Raw genomic sequence first — 14717 nt, forward strand, 5'->3', positions numbered from 1 at the left:
CCCCCGGCCGGGCCCCGTCCCCCCCGGCCCGCCCGGCCGGGCCCCCCCCCGGGGGTAGGCGCCCCCGGCCTCCCACGGCCGTGCGCCGGGTGCGTTTTCAGTGCGCGTCCTCCGGTCGGGCCCGGCGGGGGAGCAGGAAGCCGAGGGCGGCGGTGGCCACCACGAGGCCCGCGGTCGCCCACAGCACCGTGCGCAGCGCGTCGACCTGCTCGCCCTTCTCGAAGAGCTGGAAGAACACCGTGCCCAGCACCGCCACGCCCGCCGCGCCGCCGAGCTGCTGCACCGCGTTCAGCACCCCCGACGCCGAGCCCACCAGCGGCAGCGTCACGCCCGCCATCACGATGTCGAAGAACGGCGCGATCAGCAGGCCCATCCCCAACCCGCACACCAGCAACCCCGGCACGAGCCGCCACGCGGTGACCGGCCCGGTCAGGTCGAGGGTGACGATCAGGCCGACCACGCCCGCCGCCATCACCAGCGCGCCGACCTGGAGCACCGGACGGCCGTACTTGCGCCCGAGCACCGCGCCGGACAGGGCCGCGCCGATCGCCACGCCCAGCGCCCACGGCGCCTGCGCCAACCCCGCGTCCAGCGCGCTGAACCCCAGTCCCAGCTGGAGGTACAGGCCCAGCGCCAGGACCAGGCCGCTGATCGCGCCGAAGAAGATCACCCCGACCGCCAGCCCGCCGGTGAACGCCCGCGACCGGAACAGCGCGGGCTCGACCAGCGGCGACCGGCCCGACCGCGACCGGCGCACCTGGTGCACCCCGAACGCGGCCAGCACCGGCGCGGACGCGGCGAGCATCGCGAAGCACCACCCGGGCCACCCCAGCTCGCGGCCCTGGACCAGCGGGTACACCAGCAGCACCAGGCCGAGGCTGACCAGCGCCACGCCCACCGGGTCCGGGCGGGGGCTGTCCGACGCCTTGGACTCGGGCATCACCTTCGCGGCCAGCGCGAGCGCGGCCAACCCGATCGGCACGTTGATCAGGAACACCGTCCGCCAACCCGCGCCCCCGAGGTCCCAGCTGATCAGCGCGCCGGCCAGGATCGGCCCGCCGACCGCGGACAGGCCCATCGCCGGCCCGAACGCGCCGAACACGGTGGGCAGTTCGCGCTGCGGGAACATCGACCGGATCACGCCGAACCCCTGCGGGATCAGCGCCGCGCCGAACAACCCCTGGAGCACCCGGCTCACCACCAGCATCGTGGGCGACACGGCGAACCCGCACAGCACCGAGGCCAGCACGAACCCCGTCAACCCGAACAGGAACATCCGTCTACGCCCGTAGAGGTCGCCCAACCGCGCCCCGGTGATCAACCCGACCGCGAACGCCAGCGTGTAGCCGGCCGCGATCCACTGGATCACCGTGCTGCCGCCGCCGAGGTCGCGCTGGATCGACGGCGCGGCGATGCCGACCACCGTCCCGTCGAGCAGGTCCATGATCTCCGCGGTCAGCACGGCGACCAGCGCCCACCACCGCCACCGGTACGCGACCGGCTCCGCCGCTTCCACCACCTGGGTCATGTGCCCCACCCCTTGTCGAACACTGTTCGTTGACGAACGCTGTTCTACTTACGAACGGCGTTCGTGTCAACTAGGCTGTGGCGCATGTCCGACGTCGAGCCCCCGTGGTGGACCCCGCGCAAGACCACGACGCGGCGCAGCCTGAGCCGGGAGGCGATCGTCGACGCGGCGCTGAAGCTGCTGCGCGCCGAGGGCGTCGAGGGGTTGAGCATGCGGCGGGTGGCGGGCGAGCTGGGCACCGGCCAGGCGTCGCTGTACGCGCACGTGGCCAACAAGGACGAACTGCTCGAGCTGCTGTTCGACCGCGTGGTGGCCGACGTGCCGCTGCCCGAGCCCGACCCGCAGCGGTGGTACGAGCAGACCTTCGAGCTGTGGACGGCCGCGCACGCCGCGTTGTTGCGCAACGGCGACATCGCCCGGGTCGCGCTCGCCCGGGTGCCGCTGGGCCCGAACGCGCTGCGACTGTCCGAAACCGCGATGACGATCATGCTCGGCGGCGGTGTGCCGCCGCGGGCGGCGGCGTGGGCGCTCGACGTGGTCGGTCTGTTCGTCTCGGCGAGCGCGGTCGAGGACGCGATCGGCGCGGAGCTGAACAAGCGGGGCCGCGACCCCGGCGAGTACTACGCGGCGGTGGCGGGCTACTTCGCCGACCTGCCCGCCGAGCGGTTCCCGAGGTTGGTGGAGCACAGCGCCGAGCTGGCCTCCGGCGAACGCGACGCGCGGTTCCGCTTCGGACTGTCGATGTTGCTCGCCGGGCTGGCCGCGCAGGCGCGCCGGGACTGAGCCGGTACCGCGCCGGGACACCGACCGGCACGCGCGGCGCGGGTGGCGGTGTGGTTGGGTGGCACCCCGTGAGCGATGGGCACGCTGCCGCCGAGCGGCACGCAAGCTGGCTGGAGCTGTTCTTCGACCTGGTCGTCGTGGTGGCGGTGGGCCAGCTCGCGCACTTGGTGCACGGCGAGGCGCACCACGGACCCGACGCGCTGTCGATCGTCACGTTCTTCGCGCTGTACCTGGCGATCTGGCTGGTGTGGACGACGTTCACGCTGTACGCCAACGTGGTCGCGGACGCGGTGCGGCAGCAGGCGATGTTCGTCGGCATGGCGGGCATCGCGCTGATGGCCGCGACCGTGCCGCACGGCATGGGCGAGCGGTCGACCGTGTTCGCGGTGGCCTACCTGGTCACGGCCGGCGTCGGCGCCTCCGCGTTCACCCGCTCCGGGCAGGTGCTGCTGTCCTGGGGCGCGGCGACGCGGAACGCGGGCCTGGTGCCGTGGGTGGTGTCGTTCTGGGTGCACGAGCCGTGGTGGCGGCTGGGTTTGTGGCTGCTCGGCCTCGCGATCACGGTGGCGTTCAGCGTGTTCGGCGGTCGCGACGACGAGCGGCAGCTCGCCGAGCTGAACCAGCGGATCGAGCAGCGGTTGGAGCAGGTGCGCGACGAGCGCCGGCGCGAGAGGGCCCGGCGCGAACACCCCCTGCTCACCGCGGCCCGGCTCGACCCGGCGCACCTCGGCGAACGGCTGGGGCTGTTCGTGATCATCGTGCTGGGCGAGGCGATGCTCCAGCTGATCGGCGCGATGTCCGAGGTGGAGGACTGGTCGCCGGGCCGGGGTGTCGGCTGGGTGCTGCTGCTGACCGTGGCCGGCGGGTTCGTGCTGCTGGTGTTCCTGTGGGCGCTCAACGTCCGGCACGGCTTCGCCGAGAGCACGTCCCTCGCGCCGGGCGCGCTGCTGCCCGCGCACTTCGTCGCGATCGCGTCGATCACCACGATCGCGACGGGCCTCGGCGCGGCCGTCACCGACTCCGCCGAGCACCTGCCGACGGGCACCGCGTGGCTGCTGTGCGGCGGGGTTTCGGCCTACCTGCTGGTGATCACGTCACTGGCGCGCCGGCCGCGGTGGGCGTGGAGCGCGCTCGCCGCGGCCCTGCCATTGGCCGCCGGCGTCGCCGCGCCGGTGCTGCCGGCCGCGGCGGTGGTGGGTGTCGTGCTGCTGGCGGCGGCCGGGCAGACCTGGAACCTGGGCCGGGCACGCGGCTGAGCGTTCGGGGAGCCGCCGACACCCGTGCGGGGTCGGCGGCCTCGTGCGTCAGAAGCGGAACACCGCGCCGGTGGCGGCGTCCAGGGCGCACGAGTTGCGGTACGTCCTGGTCCACGACACCAGCGCGTCGGCGAACAGGCCCTGCGCGGTCGCGACGACCGGGTCGCGCTCGCACGTGCAGAAGTGCGGTGTGCCGCGCAGGTGGTCGAAGTCGCCGTCGGCGTCCAGCAGGTCGGCGCACGCCTGGTCGCCCGCCGGGTGGTAGTGGCCCTCCTCCCCGGCCGGACAACTCAGGAAGATGGCGCGGCTCCAGGTGTCGTCCGAGCCGGACACGGACAGGAACAGCGCGCTCGGTTCCGCGGCCTGGGCGGGCGCACCCGTGCCGGCGAGCACGAGGACGACGGCGGACGCGGCGGTCAGGACGGACTTTCCGGTTCTGCGCATGGGATGCCTCCGGTGATCGGTGTCCGGAGTGGACACATCTCGGAGGGTTCCCCCTTTGGTCGCTTCACAGGACCCTCGGCACGCCGAGATCACCCGGACGTGTGCCCGTCCGCCGGTTCCGGTGTCACGGCGTGGCCAGCGCGAACGCGAGCACGAGGTCCGCCTTGTGGGTGATCGACACCCGGACGTCGAGTCCGGCGGCCACCTCGGCGGCACGGCCCGTCAGCAGCACGACGGGCCCGCCCGCCGCGTCCCGCAGCACCGAGACCTGGTGCGGCCGCACCCCGAAACCGGTGCCCAGAGCCTTGAGCACCGCCTCTTTCGCGGCGAACCGACCCGCGAGGAACTCCCGCCGCCGGTCCGCGCCGAACCCGTCGGCGACGGCGAGCTCGGCGGGGGAGTAGGTGAACGCGCGGAACCACGGCCGGGTGAGCAGCGCGTCCAACTCGTGCGCGCGCAGCAGATCCACCCCGATGCGCACGCCGTCACCGATCCGTGGAGTCGAACACCGCCGCGTGGCTCACGCCCGTGCGCGGATCGGTGTCGCACAGCACGACGCGACCGCCGCCCTCCCGCCACCGCGCCCAGTTCTCCGCCAGGGCCAGCCACACGCTGGTGCAGTACGAGCCCGGCGGCACCCGGTGCGCTGGCACGTCCGGCAGGTCGACCCACGGCCCCAGCACGACCACGTCGTCCGGCCGCCGGTCGCGCACCAGGTCCGCGGCCGCGCCGGAGGACACCCCGACCAGGCGCGGACCACCGCCCGGCGCGAACACCAGCACCGCCGCCGAGTCCACCGCCGGCGGGTGCGACACGGGCGCGGGCAGCGTGGTCTGCTCCAGCACGGCCAGCACGACCTCGTCGGTGTGCCCGGTCCGCTGGTGCGCCGCCGCGATCCGCAGCGCGGTGAACGGCGCGGCCAACCCCTGCTGCGTCACGGAGAACGCGGTCGCCCGCACACCCAGCCGGTGGGCCAGGTACGGCGCGACGACGGTGAACGGCAGCACGTCCGGCAGCGCGTGCGCCACCAGGACGAGCCCCGGCCGGGCGTCGCCGACACCGGGCAGTGCCAGCAGCAGGTCGGTGAGCGCCTTGTGCGTCACGTGGTTCCCGCTCCGGAACAGCTCCTCGTCCACCTTCTCCCCGAACGGCTCCAGCAGGTCGCGCAGGAACCCGTCGGCCACCGCGTCCGGCCGGTGCCCCGGTCCGGGCGGCGCGACCACGCTCCCGGCCGCGCGCAACGCCAGGCCGCTCATCGCACGGCCTGCCGCGACTCGACGTAGTCCGCGAAGGACCGCACCGACCGCAGGTAGTCGATGTCCAGGTCCTCCGGGTCCACCGTGATGCCGGTGGCGTCCTCCACGATCATCAGCAGCTCCAGCACCGACGACGAGTCCAGCCGCAGGTCGTCGAACAGCCGGGTCTCCTCGGTCAGCGCCACCTCCCGCTCCAGCACGTCGGCCAGCGCGGCGCCGATGGCCGCCACCACCTCCTGCCTGCTCACGTCCCCTCCCGGTGGGTGATCACCATCGCGCCGAACGTCGCGCCCAGGCCCACCGACACCAGCACGTAGTGCCCGCCGTCGACCAGCGACCCCGCGTCGCGCATGGTGGTGTAGTTGACGAACACGTCCGAGGCGTAGGTGTGGCTGTACCGCTTGACGTTGTCCAGGAACACCTTCTCCGCCGGCACGCCGAGCGCCTTGATCGTCTGCTTCCAGGCCAGCCCGTTGACGTTGTGCGGGATGATCCGCTCGACGTCGTCCAGCCCGACACCGGCCCGCGCCAACGCCTCCGCGACCACCTCGGCGAGCACCGGCCCGTACAGCTGCCCGAACTCCGTGCTCCGCTCGGGTGTCAGCGCGAGCCAGTCCGCGTACTCGCCGAGCGTGCGGGTGGTGAACGAGCGCACCACGTCGCCGCGCCCGTCCGCCGCGACCAGGCACGCACCCGCCGCGTCGGCCATGATGGCCATGTTCGGGATCAGCTGGGTGGCGGGGGAGAACGCCCGTTCGCCGGTCACCACCAGCGCGTACCCGTCGGTGCCCGCGAGCAGCCGCGCCACCACGTCGATCGCGCCCAGGCTGCTCACGCACGCCTGCTGGCTCAACCCGAACGCCTCGCCGGACAGGCCGAGCTCGGCGCGCAGCACCTGCGCCGCCTCGACGTCCGGCGGTGTCACGGCCTGCGTGGTGTGCGCGTAGACCAGGTAGTCGACGCGACCGCCCTCGGGCAGCGCGGCGAGCGCCCGGCGCGCGGCGGGCAGCGCGAGGTCGAACAGCGTGAGGTCGGGGTCGTAGCGCAGTTCGTCCAGGCCGTAGAACTTGCGGAACACGCCCAGTTCGGCCCGCCGCAACCCCAGCCGCTCGCCGAAGTCCTCGATCCGCGCGACCTTGGCCGGCACGAACGACTCGACGCGCTCCAACGTCGTCATCCGCGCACGACCTCGGCCCGGATCAGCCAGTGCCTGCTCGCGCCGCGCCGCGACCGGGGGTGCACCTCGTAGGGCCACCGCCGTTGCCCCACACCGGGTTCGCCGGGCTCGCGCAGTTCCACGACCTTCCAGCCGTGCGCGGCCAGGAACTCCTCCGGCTCGTCGGTGCCGAACAGCCACGGCGTGCCGTCGGCGGCCAGCGCGTCCAGGAACGGCTTCGAGAACGGGTTGCGCAGCAACGCCTTCCCCATGATGTCCACGGCCAACCCGCTGCCCGGCGCGCTGGCGCCCCGCAGCACCGCGAGCAACCCGGCCACCTGCTCCTCGGTGAGGAAGAACGTCAAGCCCTCGGTCACCCACAGCGTCGGCCGGTCCGGCGCGAACCCGGCGGCCACCAGGTCCGGCAGCCACTCGGTGGTCAGGTCGGCCGCGACCGCGTGCCGGGTCACCGTCGGCACCGCGCCGAGCGCGTCGAGCCGGCGCTGCTTCTCCGCGATCAGCGGCGCGTGGTCGACCTCGAACACCTCGACGCCGGCGGGCCAGGTCAGCCGGAACGCGCGGGTGTCCATGCCGGCCGCGATGAGCACGACCTGCGCGACGCCGTCGAGCCGGCCGATCAGGTCGTCCAGGAACCAGGTCCGGATGGCCACGAACTCGCGGAGCCCGCCGCCGCCGTACCGGTCGATCAGCTCGAAACCCTGCGGCGCGGCCAGGTCGCGGGCCAGCGGGTCCACCACCAGGGGGTCCTCCCGCTCGGACTCCAGCGCCCTGGCCGCCGCGGTCCACTGCGCGGTGTAGGAGACGGCGTGCACGGCTCAGCCCTCCCCGCGGGCGAAGAACGCCCGGTCGATCGCCGCGATGGTCTGGAAGTCGGCCAGGTCGATCGCGTCGAAGTCGATCTCCACGCCGCTCGCGTCCTCGATCACGTAGACCAGTTCCACGAACGACAGCGAGTCCACGAGCCTGCTCTCGATCAGGTCCTCGTCGCGACCGATCGACGTGCGGTCGGGGTGCCTGCCGAGGATCCAGTCCTGGACCTTCGCCACGCCGGGTGTGCTCATCTCGCCTTCCCCATTCCTCAGGTGACGGCGGCGGCCACCGCGATGGCGCACGCGTCGTCGTGGGTGATGCTGACGGTGATGTGCTCGATGCCCGCCTCCGCGGCGAGCCGCGCCGCGCGGCCGTGCAGCCTGACCTCGGGCCACCCGCCCGCGCCGCGCAGGATCTCGGTGTGCAGCCACGGCATCGTCTCGCCGGTGGCGTGGAACAGCTTGAACACCGCCTCCTTGGCGGCGAGCCTGCCCGCGACGCCCGCCGCGTCCACACCGTCCGAAGTGGACGACAGGAGCAGCTCGTCGGCGGAGAGCATGCGGCGCAGCGCCGGTTCGCCGATCAACCGCCGCGCCCGGTCCAGCGGCACGACGTCGACCCCGATCCGGCCGATGCCCACCCGGTCGACCACGTCAGCGCGCGGCGACGACGGCCGCGCGCGCCGCGTCCAGGTCGCCGCCGTGCAGGTCGCCCAGCACGGCGAGCCAGCGTTCCAGGCCGAACGCGACGCACGCGGTGTAGGCGTGCTCGCCGGTGTCGCGCAACCGGATGTCGCACCGCTCGCCGAAGAAGTTCCGGTGCGTGTTCACCGAGGCGATCGCGAGGCCGTCGTGCACGAACTCGTGCTTGACCGGCTTGAGCTTCTGCAACAGCGCCCGGCCGCCGTCGGCGGTGAAGAACGGGTCGACCGCGGCCTCCCGGTCCAGGTGCAGGCCGATCGCCGCGGCGAACTCCCCGATCCGGGTGGTGAACCGGGCGAGCACGTCCTGGGTGTGCCGGAAACCGCCCAGTGCCACGATCTCGCGCATCTGGAAGCTGGCGAGCCTGCGCAGCCCGCCGTAGCGCTCCTCGTTGCGGAAGCACCGGTTCACCAGCGTGACCAGGGCGTCGTCGGCGACCACGCCGCCCTCGTGGAACAGGTACGCGCCGAAGCACGTCGCGTGCGGCAGCCCGTAGCGGCCGTCGACCAGGTCCTGGCGGGCGAACCGGCCGTCCTCGGGTTTGGCCGCGCCGCCCAGTTCCAGCGGTCCGGCGACGAACGCCAACTGCGGGAAGTTGGTGTAGACGTCGAACTTCTCCAGGTCCGCCACCGGGTACAGCGGCGGCACGCTGATCTCCTCCGCGCCCGCCTCGACGCCCCAGCCGGCGAACGTGTCGTCCAGCGCGCGCACCAGCCTGGTCTCGGCCGGTCCGAGCAGGGCCAGGGCGGGCGCCGCGTCGACGCCGGTCGTGCGGGTCATCGGACGAGTCCCGTCTTCTCCAGGTACCGGCGGGTTTTGCGGAACACCTGCGCCTCGGCCTCGGCGCGGGCGGGCGACTCGAGCAGCGCGCGCCGCACCTCCAGCGGGTTCGCGATACCGGCGTCCTTGTAGGACTGCGGGTTGTACAGCGACTCGAAGCTGTAGGTCAGGTACCGGCGCAGGTAGTCCGAGATGCCCTGGAGCTCCTGCTCGGTCGAGGTCTTGCGGACCTCCTCGAACAGCAGCTCGACCAGCTCACGGCCGAACGCGATGTGCCGCGACTCGTCCTGGTGGTGGATCCGGTTGATCGCGCGGATCGTCTCGTGCAACCGCTCGTCGGCGGCCATCTTGGCGTTGTAGTGGTCCACCAGCTCCTCGAAGATCAGGATGCGGGTGAACACCAGCAGGCTCTCGACCGCGGGCGACTGCTCGGAGGGCGAGGCGACACCGCCGCCCGGCTGGCGGTAGATCCGGCCGCCGTAGCGCAGGCAGAACTCGGCGAAGAACCACATGTGCTCGTTCTCCTCACCGATGAAGTGGTGGAAGAACTCCGACGGCGTCTCGAAACCCGTCGTGTGGATGCGGCGCACCACCTCGATGAGCAGCTCGCGGATGCCGTGCACGTTCAGGCTGTAGAAGTTCATGCTCTCATGGCGGGACAGCGCGTGCAGCTGCTCCTCGCCCAACCCGGCCGCGATGTCGGTGCCGTGGGTGGTGGTCAGCTCGGGGCTCATCCACCACATGTCGGCCGGCAGCGCGTCCGGCCACTCGAACAGCCGGTACGGGTTGTAGTAGTCGTCGATCGACTTGGACGACAGGCGGTCGAGGATGCCCCGGAAGCGGTCGTCGCGGTCGATGAGGTCGCTGATCATGGCGAAGCCCTCCTGCGCCGTTTTCCTTGCCCTGCAACCGAAGCTAGGCACCCCGGGGCACGGCTTCAATGTCCACAAGAGGCATGTCCGGCCCCGGTCAGTCGCTCGGTGGCCCGGATCGGCGCGGCACGGCCGGACCCGCGCGGTCCGGTGACGCGGGGGCGGGGCTCGGGGGCGCGCTGTCGCGGCACAGGCGGAACCGCGTCCGCGGTGGGTCACCCGCGGTGTGCTCGGCGGGCGGCCCGGCGTGATCGCCGGCGGGCGGGCGGGTGCGGTGCGGTCACTCGGGGAGCGCCGCCAGGAGGTGGGTGGTTTCGGTCGAACCGCAGCCGCGGATCAGGTCGATGGCCTGGCGGAGCAGGGCTCGGCCGCCCGGCACGTCGTCCTGGGCCAGCGCGATCCGGCCCAGGACGCCCAGGGTGCGGCTCTCGCCGATGCGGTTGCTGGTGCGGCGGTGCAGGTCCAGAGCCAGGTGTGCCTCGGTGCGGGCCTGGTCCGGGCGCCGGCACGCCAGGTGCGCGTTCGCGGCGAGCATGTGCGCCTTCGCCTCGGGCAGGCGCAAGGTGTGCCGGGCGGCCAGGTCGGCCGCCGCGACCGCGGTCGACAGCGCCTCCTCGAACCGCCGGTCGCGCAGGTGCGCGGCCGCCAGCGCCAGCAGCGCCTCGGTCTCGGCACGCGGGTAGTCGATCTCCCGGGCCAGCCGCAACGCCTGGCCCGCCAGGGTTTCCGGGTCCGGGGCGCCGTCCAGCCCGGCCAGCGCGGCGAGCACGGACGCCTCGGCGCGCCGGTCGCCGGTTTCCCTGGCCAGCTCGAGCGCCGTCCGTCCGCACGTCGCGGCCTCGGCGTGGTCGCCGGTTTCCGCGTGCACGGCCGTCAGCGAGACCAGCGCGGTGATCTCGCCGTACCGGCCGCCGGTGTCCCGGTGCAGCCGCAACGCCTCGCGCAGCGAGTCCCGCGCGTCGGACAGCCTGCCGAGGTCGAAGAACGCCTCCGCCATGTTCGCGTGCGCGTGCGCCGCGCCGCTCTTGGACCCGATGCGCTCCTGGATCTCCAGCGCCAGCGCGTGCTGCTCGGCGGCCTCGTGCGGTCGGCCCAGCTCCCGGTACAGGGTGCCGAGGTTCAGCAGGTTCGTGCCGAGCCCGGGCTGCCACCCGGTGCGCCGGTTCAGCTCGATGGTCCGGTTCAGCTCGGCCACCGCGTCGTCCAACCGGCCCAGTTCCCAGTACAACCCCGCGACGTTGCCGCGCGCCGCCGCCTCCGCCTCGGTCCAGCCGTCCTGCTCGGCCAACCCCACCGCGCGGGTGTAGTGCACGATCGCCCGCGCGTGGTCCCCGACGCCGCGGTAGGCCTGCGCGAGGCTCTGCTCGGCGGAGATCAACCCGCGGACCGCGCCGTCCGCCCGGGCCGCCGTCGCGCCGAGATCGGCCACCAGCAACCACTCCGCGGCGTGCCGGCGCAGCCAGAAGTACCCGCGCAGCGCGTCGGCCAGCAGCCACGCGATGGGGCGCGGCCCGCGTTCGGCGGCGTCCCGCACCACGGCGACCAGGTTGGCGCGCTCGGTTTCCAACCAGGCCAGCGCGGCGGCGTCCGCGTCGAACTCCACGGCCTGCGGCGGGGTCGGCCGGGGCAGCCGCAGCATCTGCGGCGTGAGCCGGGCGCTGGCCGCGGTCGCGGTGTCCCGGTACCGGTCGTAGAGCCGCCCGCGCGCCTCCTCGCGGTCCTCGTCCGCGACCGCCGCCAACTCCGCCGCGTACAGCCGGAGCAGGTCGTGGCAGTGGTGCCGGCCGTCCGCGTCGACCTCCAGCAGGTGCGCCCGCACGAGGTCGCCCAGCCCGCGCCGGGCCACCGCCACGTCCGCGTCCAGCAGCACGGCGGCGGTCTCCTCGGTGACGTGGTGCGTCGGCACCGACCCGATCAGCCGGAACAACCGCCTGGCCGCCCCGTCCAGCGTCCGGTAGGACAGCTCGAACGCGGTCCGCACGGTCGCCGACGGGTCACCGGGCACGCTGAGCCGGTCGAGCCGGTCCGCGCCGCCCAGCGCGGCCACGCACTCGGCCAGCGTCCGCTCCCGGCCGGACGCCAGGTGGGCCGCCGCGATCCGCAGCGCCAGCGGCAGCCGGGCGCACAGCCGCACCAGGTCCAGCGCCGCCGACCGCTCGGCGGCGACCCGGTCCACGCCGACCACCCGCTCCAGCAACCGGGTGGACTCGGCCGAGGTCAGCACGTCGAGCCGGAGCACGGTCGCGTCGTTGCTCACCGCCAGCCCGCGCAGGTCGTCCCGGCTCGTCACCAGCACCAGGCTGCCGGGCGTCCCGGGCACCAGCGGCCGCACCTGGTCCACCGAGCCCGCGTTGTCCAGCACCACCAGCAGCCGCTTGCCGCGCACCGTCGAGCGGTACAGCGCGGTCAGCTCGTCCAGGTGCGCGGGCACCCGCTCGGCCGGCACGTCCAGCGCGCGCAGGAACCGCGCCAGCACCTCGGCCGGCGTCGTGGCGGACGCGGTGCCGTAGCCGTGCAGGTTCACGTACAGCCGGCCGTCGGGGAACAGGTCGGCCACCCGGTGCGCCCACCGGACCGCGAGCGCCGTCTTGCCGACACCCGCCGTGCCGGTGACCACCACGATCGGCACCGCGTCGCCGGGCGCCACCGGGTCGACCAGGTCGGCCGCCGCGTCCAGCGCGCGCAGCGTGGACTCCCGGCCGGTGAACGTCGCCACCCCCGGCGGCAGCTGGTCCGGCGGCGGCGACACGGGCCGCCGGGACACCGGGTCGAGCCACCGGTCCGACCGCAGGATCGCCTGCGCCAGGTCGCTCAGCTCGCTGCTCGGCCGCAGCCCCAGCTCGCTCGCCAGCACGCCGCGCACCCGCCGGAACACCTCCAGCGCCTCGGCCTGGCGCCCCGACCGGTACAGCGCGAGCATGAGCTGCGCGTGCAACCCCTCGCGCAACGGGTGCTCGGCGACCAGTTCGCGCAGCCGCGGCACGACCTCCTGGTGCCTGCCCAGCTGGAGTTCCGCCTCCAGGTGCAGGCCCAGCACCGCGAGCCGGCGCTCGCCGAGCCGCTCGGCCTCGGTGCGCAGCGCGCGCACGTCGTCGGCCAGTTCGCCGAACGGGCTGCCCTGCCACATCGCCAACGCCTGCCGCGACACGGCGTCGGCGGTCAGGAAGTCCTCGCGCTCCGCGGCGTCGCGGGCCTGCGCGGCGAGCACCTCGAACCGCTCGGCGTCGAGCTCGCCGGGCAGCACGGTCAGCGCGTAGCCGCCCGCGCGCAGCGACACCCGGTCCGGCTCGCCGAGCGAGCGTCGCAACTGATGCACGTAGAGCTGGAGGTTCTTGGCCGCCGACCGGGGCGGGCTGCCCGCCCACAACCCGTCGACGAGCGTGCCGACGGGCACGGGCTCACCCGGTCGGCACAGCAGGAGTGCGAGCAACGTCCGCACTTTGGGTGCGCCGAGTGGCCGCTCCCGGACTCCGTCACGAACCGCGAGCGTGCCGAGGATCGAGAAATCCACCGTCGTTCATGTCCCCCAGTAGACGGAACGCGGATTGTTCGCCGCACACGGTTCGTGCACCCCGTGGTGGTCTATACCAAGTATATACCGGGCCTCAGCATGATTTCGGTAGCCGGGATGTGGACACGGTGACCGAATGCCTGTGGGGAGGCCTTTTTCATGATCACCGGATTTCGTCGGGCCGGCCCGGAACCGGTCCGTGAGGTCGACCGGGCGAGGGTGCTGGAACTGGTTCGCGGCGCGGATCGGGAAGTGTTCGCGACGGGCGGCGGCGCGCCGTCGGACTTCCGCGACACGCTGCTGCGCGCGGTGCGCGGCGGGGTGTGCGGGCCGCAGGTGAAGGTGCGGTTCCTCGGCGGTCGGGCCGAGGACCGCGACTGGGTGCGGGAGGCGTTGCGGCACCGGGTCAGGGTTCGGGTCGCCGAAGCGTCGTCGCACGGGTCGTTGCTGGTCGACCGGTCGGTCGCGGTGGTGCCGTCGGGTCGGGCGGACGGCCTGCTCGTGGTGGTCGAGCCGTCGCTGGTGACCGCGCTGGTCGAGTCGTTCCTGTCGAGGTGGAGCGTCGCGACCTCGTGGGTGGGCGTGCACGGCGTACCGGACGAGTTCGAGCGCTCCGTGCTGCTCTGCCTGGTGTCCGGCATGACCGACGACGTGGCGGCGGGCAGGCTCGGCGTCTCCGCGCGCACCGTCCGCCGCCACGTGAACGGCATGATGGACCGGGTCGGCGCGCGCAGCAGATTCGAACTGGGTTTCCGCGCCGCCGAGTTCGGGTGGCTGGAGCCGGGAATTCCGCCCGACGGCGGGACCGCCGCCCGGGGTGGTCGGGTACCGGCCGGCTAAGCGGGCGGGTAATGCCCGTCGGCGGCGGCGGAGAACGCGCAGAGAACCGCGGTCGCGTCGTCGTGCGGTTTGCCGGCTAAAGGGGAGTCGCGTTCGGCGGAACGGGTCAGCGCGACCAGTTCCGCCGGACCACCCCGGTGCAGCACGGCGAGCAGTTCCGGCCACGTCCAGCCGTACTTGTCCACCAGCCGAGTCGCGCCGTCGGTGAGCAGCGCGGCCGACCGCACGTCGGCGAGGCGAACGCTGCCGGTGACCGCGTGCCGGGCCGCCTCGGGCACCGCGCCCGCGATCCAGAACCCGCCGGGCACGTTGCGGATGTGCCGCAGCCCGGACCACGGTCCGGTGTAGCGGGCCAACCGGTCGTCCACGATCGGCAGCGGGGTGCCGTCGACGCGGGTGAACACGATCGGCGAGTCGCCCAGCACGAGGTAGTCGAGCCGGTCGCCGGCGCGGCGCAGGACGGCCGCGGTCGCCGTGGGGCTGCACGGGTTCGCCAGGTCGCAGGTGTCCACATGGGACAGCGCGACGGCGGTGATCGCGTCGTGCAGGAGGTCGGTCAGCGCGCCGCCGGCGAGCAGTCGCGCGGCCAGGTGGCCGGCCAGCCGGCGGGCGAACCAGGCGACACCGTGCACGCAGCCGCTGTCCGTGTCGGGCTCGGCGGTGGCGCCGTCGAGCACCACCGCCCACCCGTCGCCCGCCACGACCGCGTCCTCGTTGTCCGCGCCGACGCCCTGATCCGTGGTGAACGAGATCCGCACG

Annotated in this window: 16 protein-coding genes; 3 read left to right on the top strand and 13 right to left on the bottom strand. The window is 73.7% G+C overall.

The window, feature by feature from the left end; all coding sequences use genetic code 11:
• Window positions 1-97: 97 nt before the first annotated feature.
• On the bottom strand, window positions 98-1528 hold the full coding sequence (locus AB0G50_RS15195) for an MFS transporter (RefSeq protein ID WP_360107696.1): 1431 nt from the start codon (window positions 1526-1528) through the stop codon (window positions 98-100).
• 84 nt (window positions 1529-1612) lie between these two features.
• Here AB0G50_RS15195 and AB0G50_RS15200 point away from each other — a divergent pair, with 84 nt between their 5' ends.
• Together AB0G50_RS15200 and AB0G50_RS15205 are read left to right on the top strand one after the other, a co-directional pair.
• A complete protein-coding gene (locus tag AB0G50_RS15200; protein WP_360107699.1) occupies window positions 1613-2311 on the top strand; it encodes a TetR/AcrR family transcriptional regulator in 699 nt (232 codons plus the stop codon).
• A gap of 68 nt (window positions 2312-2379) precedes the next feature.
• A complete protein-coding gene (locus AB0G50_RS15205; RefSeq protein ID WP_360107702.1) occupies window positions 2380-3567 on the top strand; it encodes a low temperature requirement protein A in 1188 nt (395 codons plus the stop codon).
• Between the two features lie 48 nt (window positions 3568-3615).
• Here the strand turns inward: AB0G50_RS15205 and AB0G50_RS15210 are convergent, their stop codons facing one another.
• The 11 genes from AB0G50_RS15210 to AB0G50_RS15260 all read right to left on the bottom strand — a co-directional run bounded on the left by AB0G50_RS15210 (window position 3616) and on the right by AB0G50_RS15260 (window position 13118).
• Window positions 3616-4011 (bottom strand): SSI family serine proteinase inhibitor, encoded by a 396-nt coding sequence (locus AB0G50_RS15210; protein WP_360107705.1) that lies wholly within the window; start codon window positions 4009-4011, stop codon window positions 3616-3618.
• A gap of 124 nt (window positions 4012-4135) precedes the next feature.
• Window positions 4136-4492, bottom strand: a complete 357-nt coding sequence (locus tag AB0G50_RS15215; protein WP_360107708.1) for a 4'-phosphopantetheinyl transferase superfamily protein — start codon at window positions 4490-4492, stop codon at window positions 4136-4138.
• A 4-nt stretch (window positions 4493-4496) separates the two neighbouring features.
• Complete coding sequence (locus AB0G50_RS15220) at window positions 4497-5267, bottom strand: hypothetical protein (protein WP_360107711.1); 771 nt, start codon at window positions 5265-5267, stop codon at window positions 4497-4499.
• Entirely contained in the window at window positions 5264-5515 is a 252-nt protein-coding gene (locus AB0G50_RS15225; RefSeq protein ID WP_360107714.1) for an acyl carrier protein, read from the bottom strand. Before AB0G50_RS15225 ends, AB0G50_RS15220 begins: the two co-directional genes overlap by 4 nt.
• The gene (locus tag AB0G50_RS15230; RefSeq protein ID WP_360107717.1) at window positions 5512-6444 is read right to left on the bottom strand and encodes a 3-oxoacyl-[acyl-carrier-protein] synthase III C-terminal domain-containing protein; all 933 of its coding nucleotides are present in this window, start codon (window positions 6442-6444) and stop codon (window positions 5512-5514) included. The genes AB0G50_RS15225 and AB0G50_RS15230 overlap by 4 nt, the downstream gene beginning before the upstream one ends.
• On the bottom strand, window positions 6441-7256 hold the full coding sequence (locus AB0G50_RS15235) for an SAM-dependent methyltransferase (protein WP_360107719.1): 816 nt from the start codon (window positions 7254-7256) through the stop codon (window positions 6441-6443). Before AB0G50_RS15235 ends, AB0G50_RS15230 begins: the two co-directional genes overlap by 4 nt.
• A gap of 3 nt (window positions 7257-7259) precedes the next feature.
• Complete coding sequence (locus tag AB0G50_RS15240; protein WP_360107722.1) at window positions 7260-7505, bottom strand: phosphopantetheine-binding protein; 246 nt, start codon at window positions 7503-7505, stop codon at window positions 7260-7262.
• Window positions 7506-7522: 17 nt separating this feature from the next.
• The gene (locus AB0G50_RS15245) at window positions 7523-7906 is read right to left on the bottom strand and encodes a 4'-phosphopantetheinyl transferase superfamily protein (protein ID WP_360107725.1); all 384 of its coding nucleotides are present in this window, start codon (window positions 7904-7906) and stop codon (window positions 7523-7525) included.
• Between the two features lies 1 nt (window position 7907).
• On the bottom strand, window positions 7908-8735 hold the full coding sequence (locus AB0G50_RS15250) for a hypothetical protein (protein WP_360107728.1): 828 nt from the start codon (window positions 8733-8735) through the stop codon (window positions 7908-7910).
• Window positions 8732-9607, bottom strand: a complete 876-nt coding sequence (locus AB0G50_RS15255; protein ID WP_360107731.1) for a diiron oxygenase — start codon at window positions 9605-9607, stop codon at window positions 8732-8734. Before AB0G50_RS15255 ends, AB0G50_RS15250 begins: the two co-directional genes overlap by 4 nt.
• A gap of 280 nt (window positions 9608-9887) precedes the next feature.
• Entirely contained in the window at window positions 9888-13118 is a 3231-nt protein-coding gene (locus AB0G50_RS15260; protein WP_360107734.1) for a BTAD domain-containing putative transcriptional regulator, read from the bottom strand.
• Window positions 13119-13337: 219 nt separating this feature from the next.
• Between AB0G50_RS15260 and AB0G50_RS15265 the strand changes: the two genes are divergently transcribed.
• Window positions 13338-13958, top strand: a complete 621-nt coding sequence (locus AB0G50_RS15265) for a LuxR C-terminal-related transcriptional regulator (protein ID WP_360107736.1) — start codon at window positions 13338-13340, stop codon at window positions 13956-13958.
• Here AB0G50_RS15265 and AB0G50_RS15270 read toward each other — a convergent pair.
• The gene (locus AB0G50_RS15270) at window positions 13955-14716 is read right to left on the bottom strand and encodes a protein phosphatase 2C domain-containing protein (RefSeq protein ID WP_360107739.1); all 762 of its coding nucleotides are present in this window, start codon (window positions 14714-14716) and stop codon (window positions 13955-13957) included. The genes AB0G50_RS15265 and AB0G50_RS15270 overlap by 4 nt on opposite strands.
• Between the last annotated feature and the right edge of the window lies 1 nt (window position 14717).

Source organism: Actinosynnema sp. NPDC020468 (assembly GCF_040642015.1).
Taxonomy (GTDB): Bacteria; Actinomycetota; Actinomycetes; order Mycobacteriales; family Pseudonocardiaceae; genus Actinosynnema.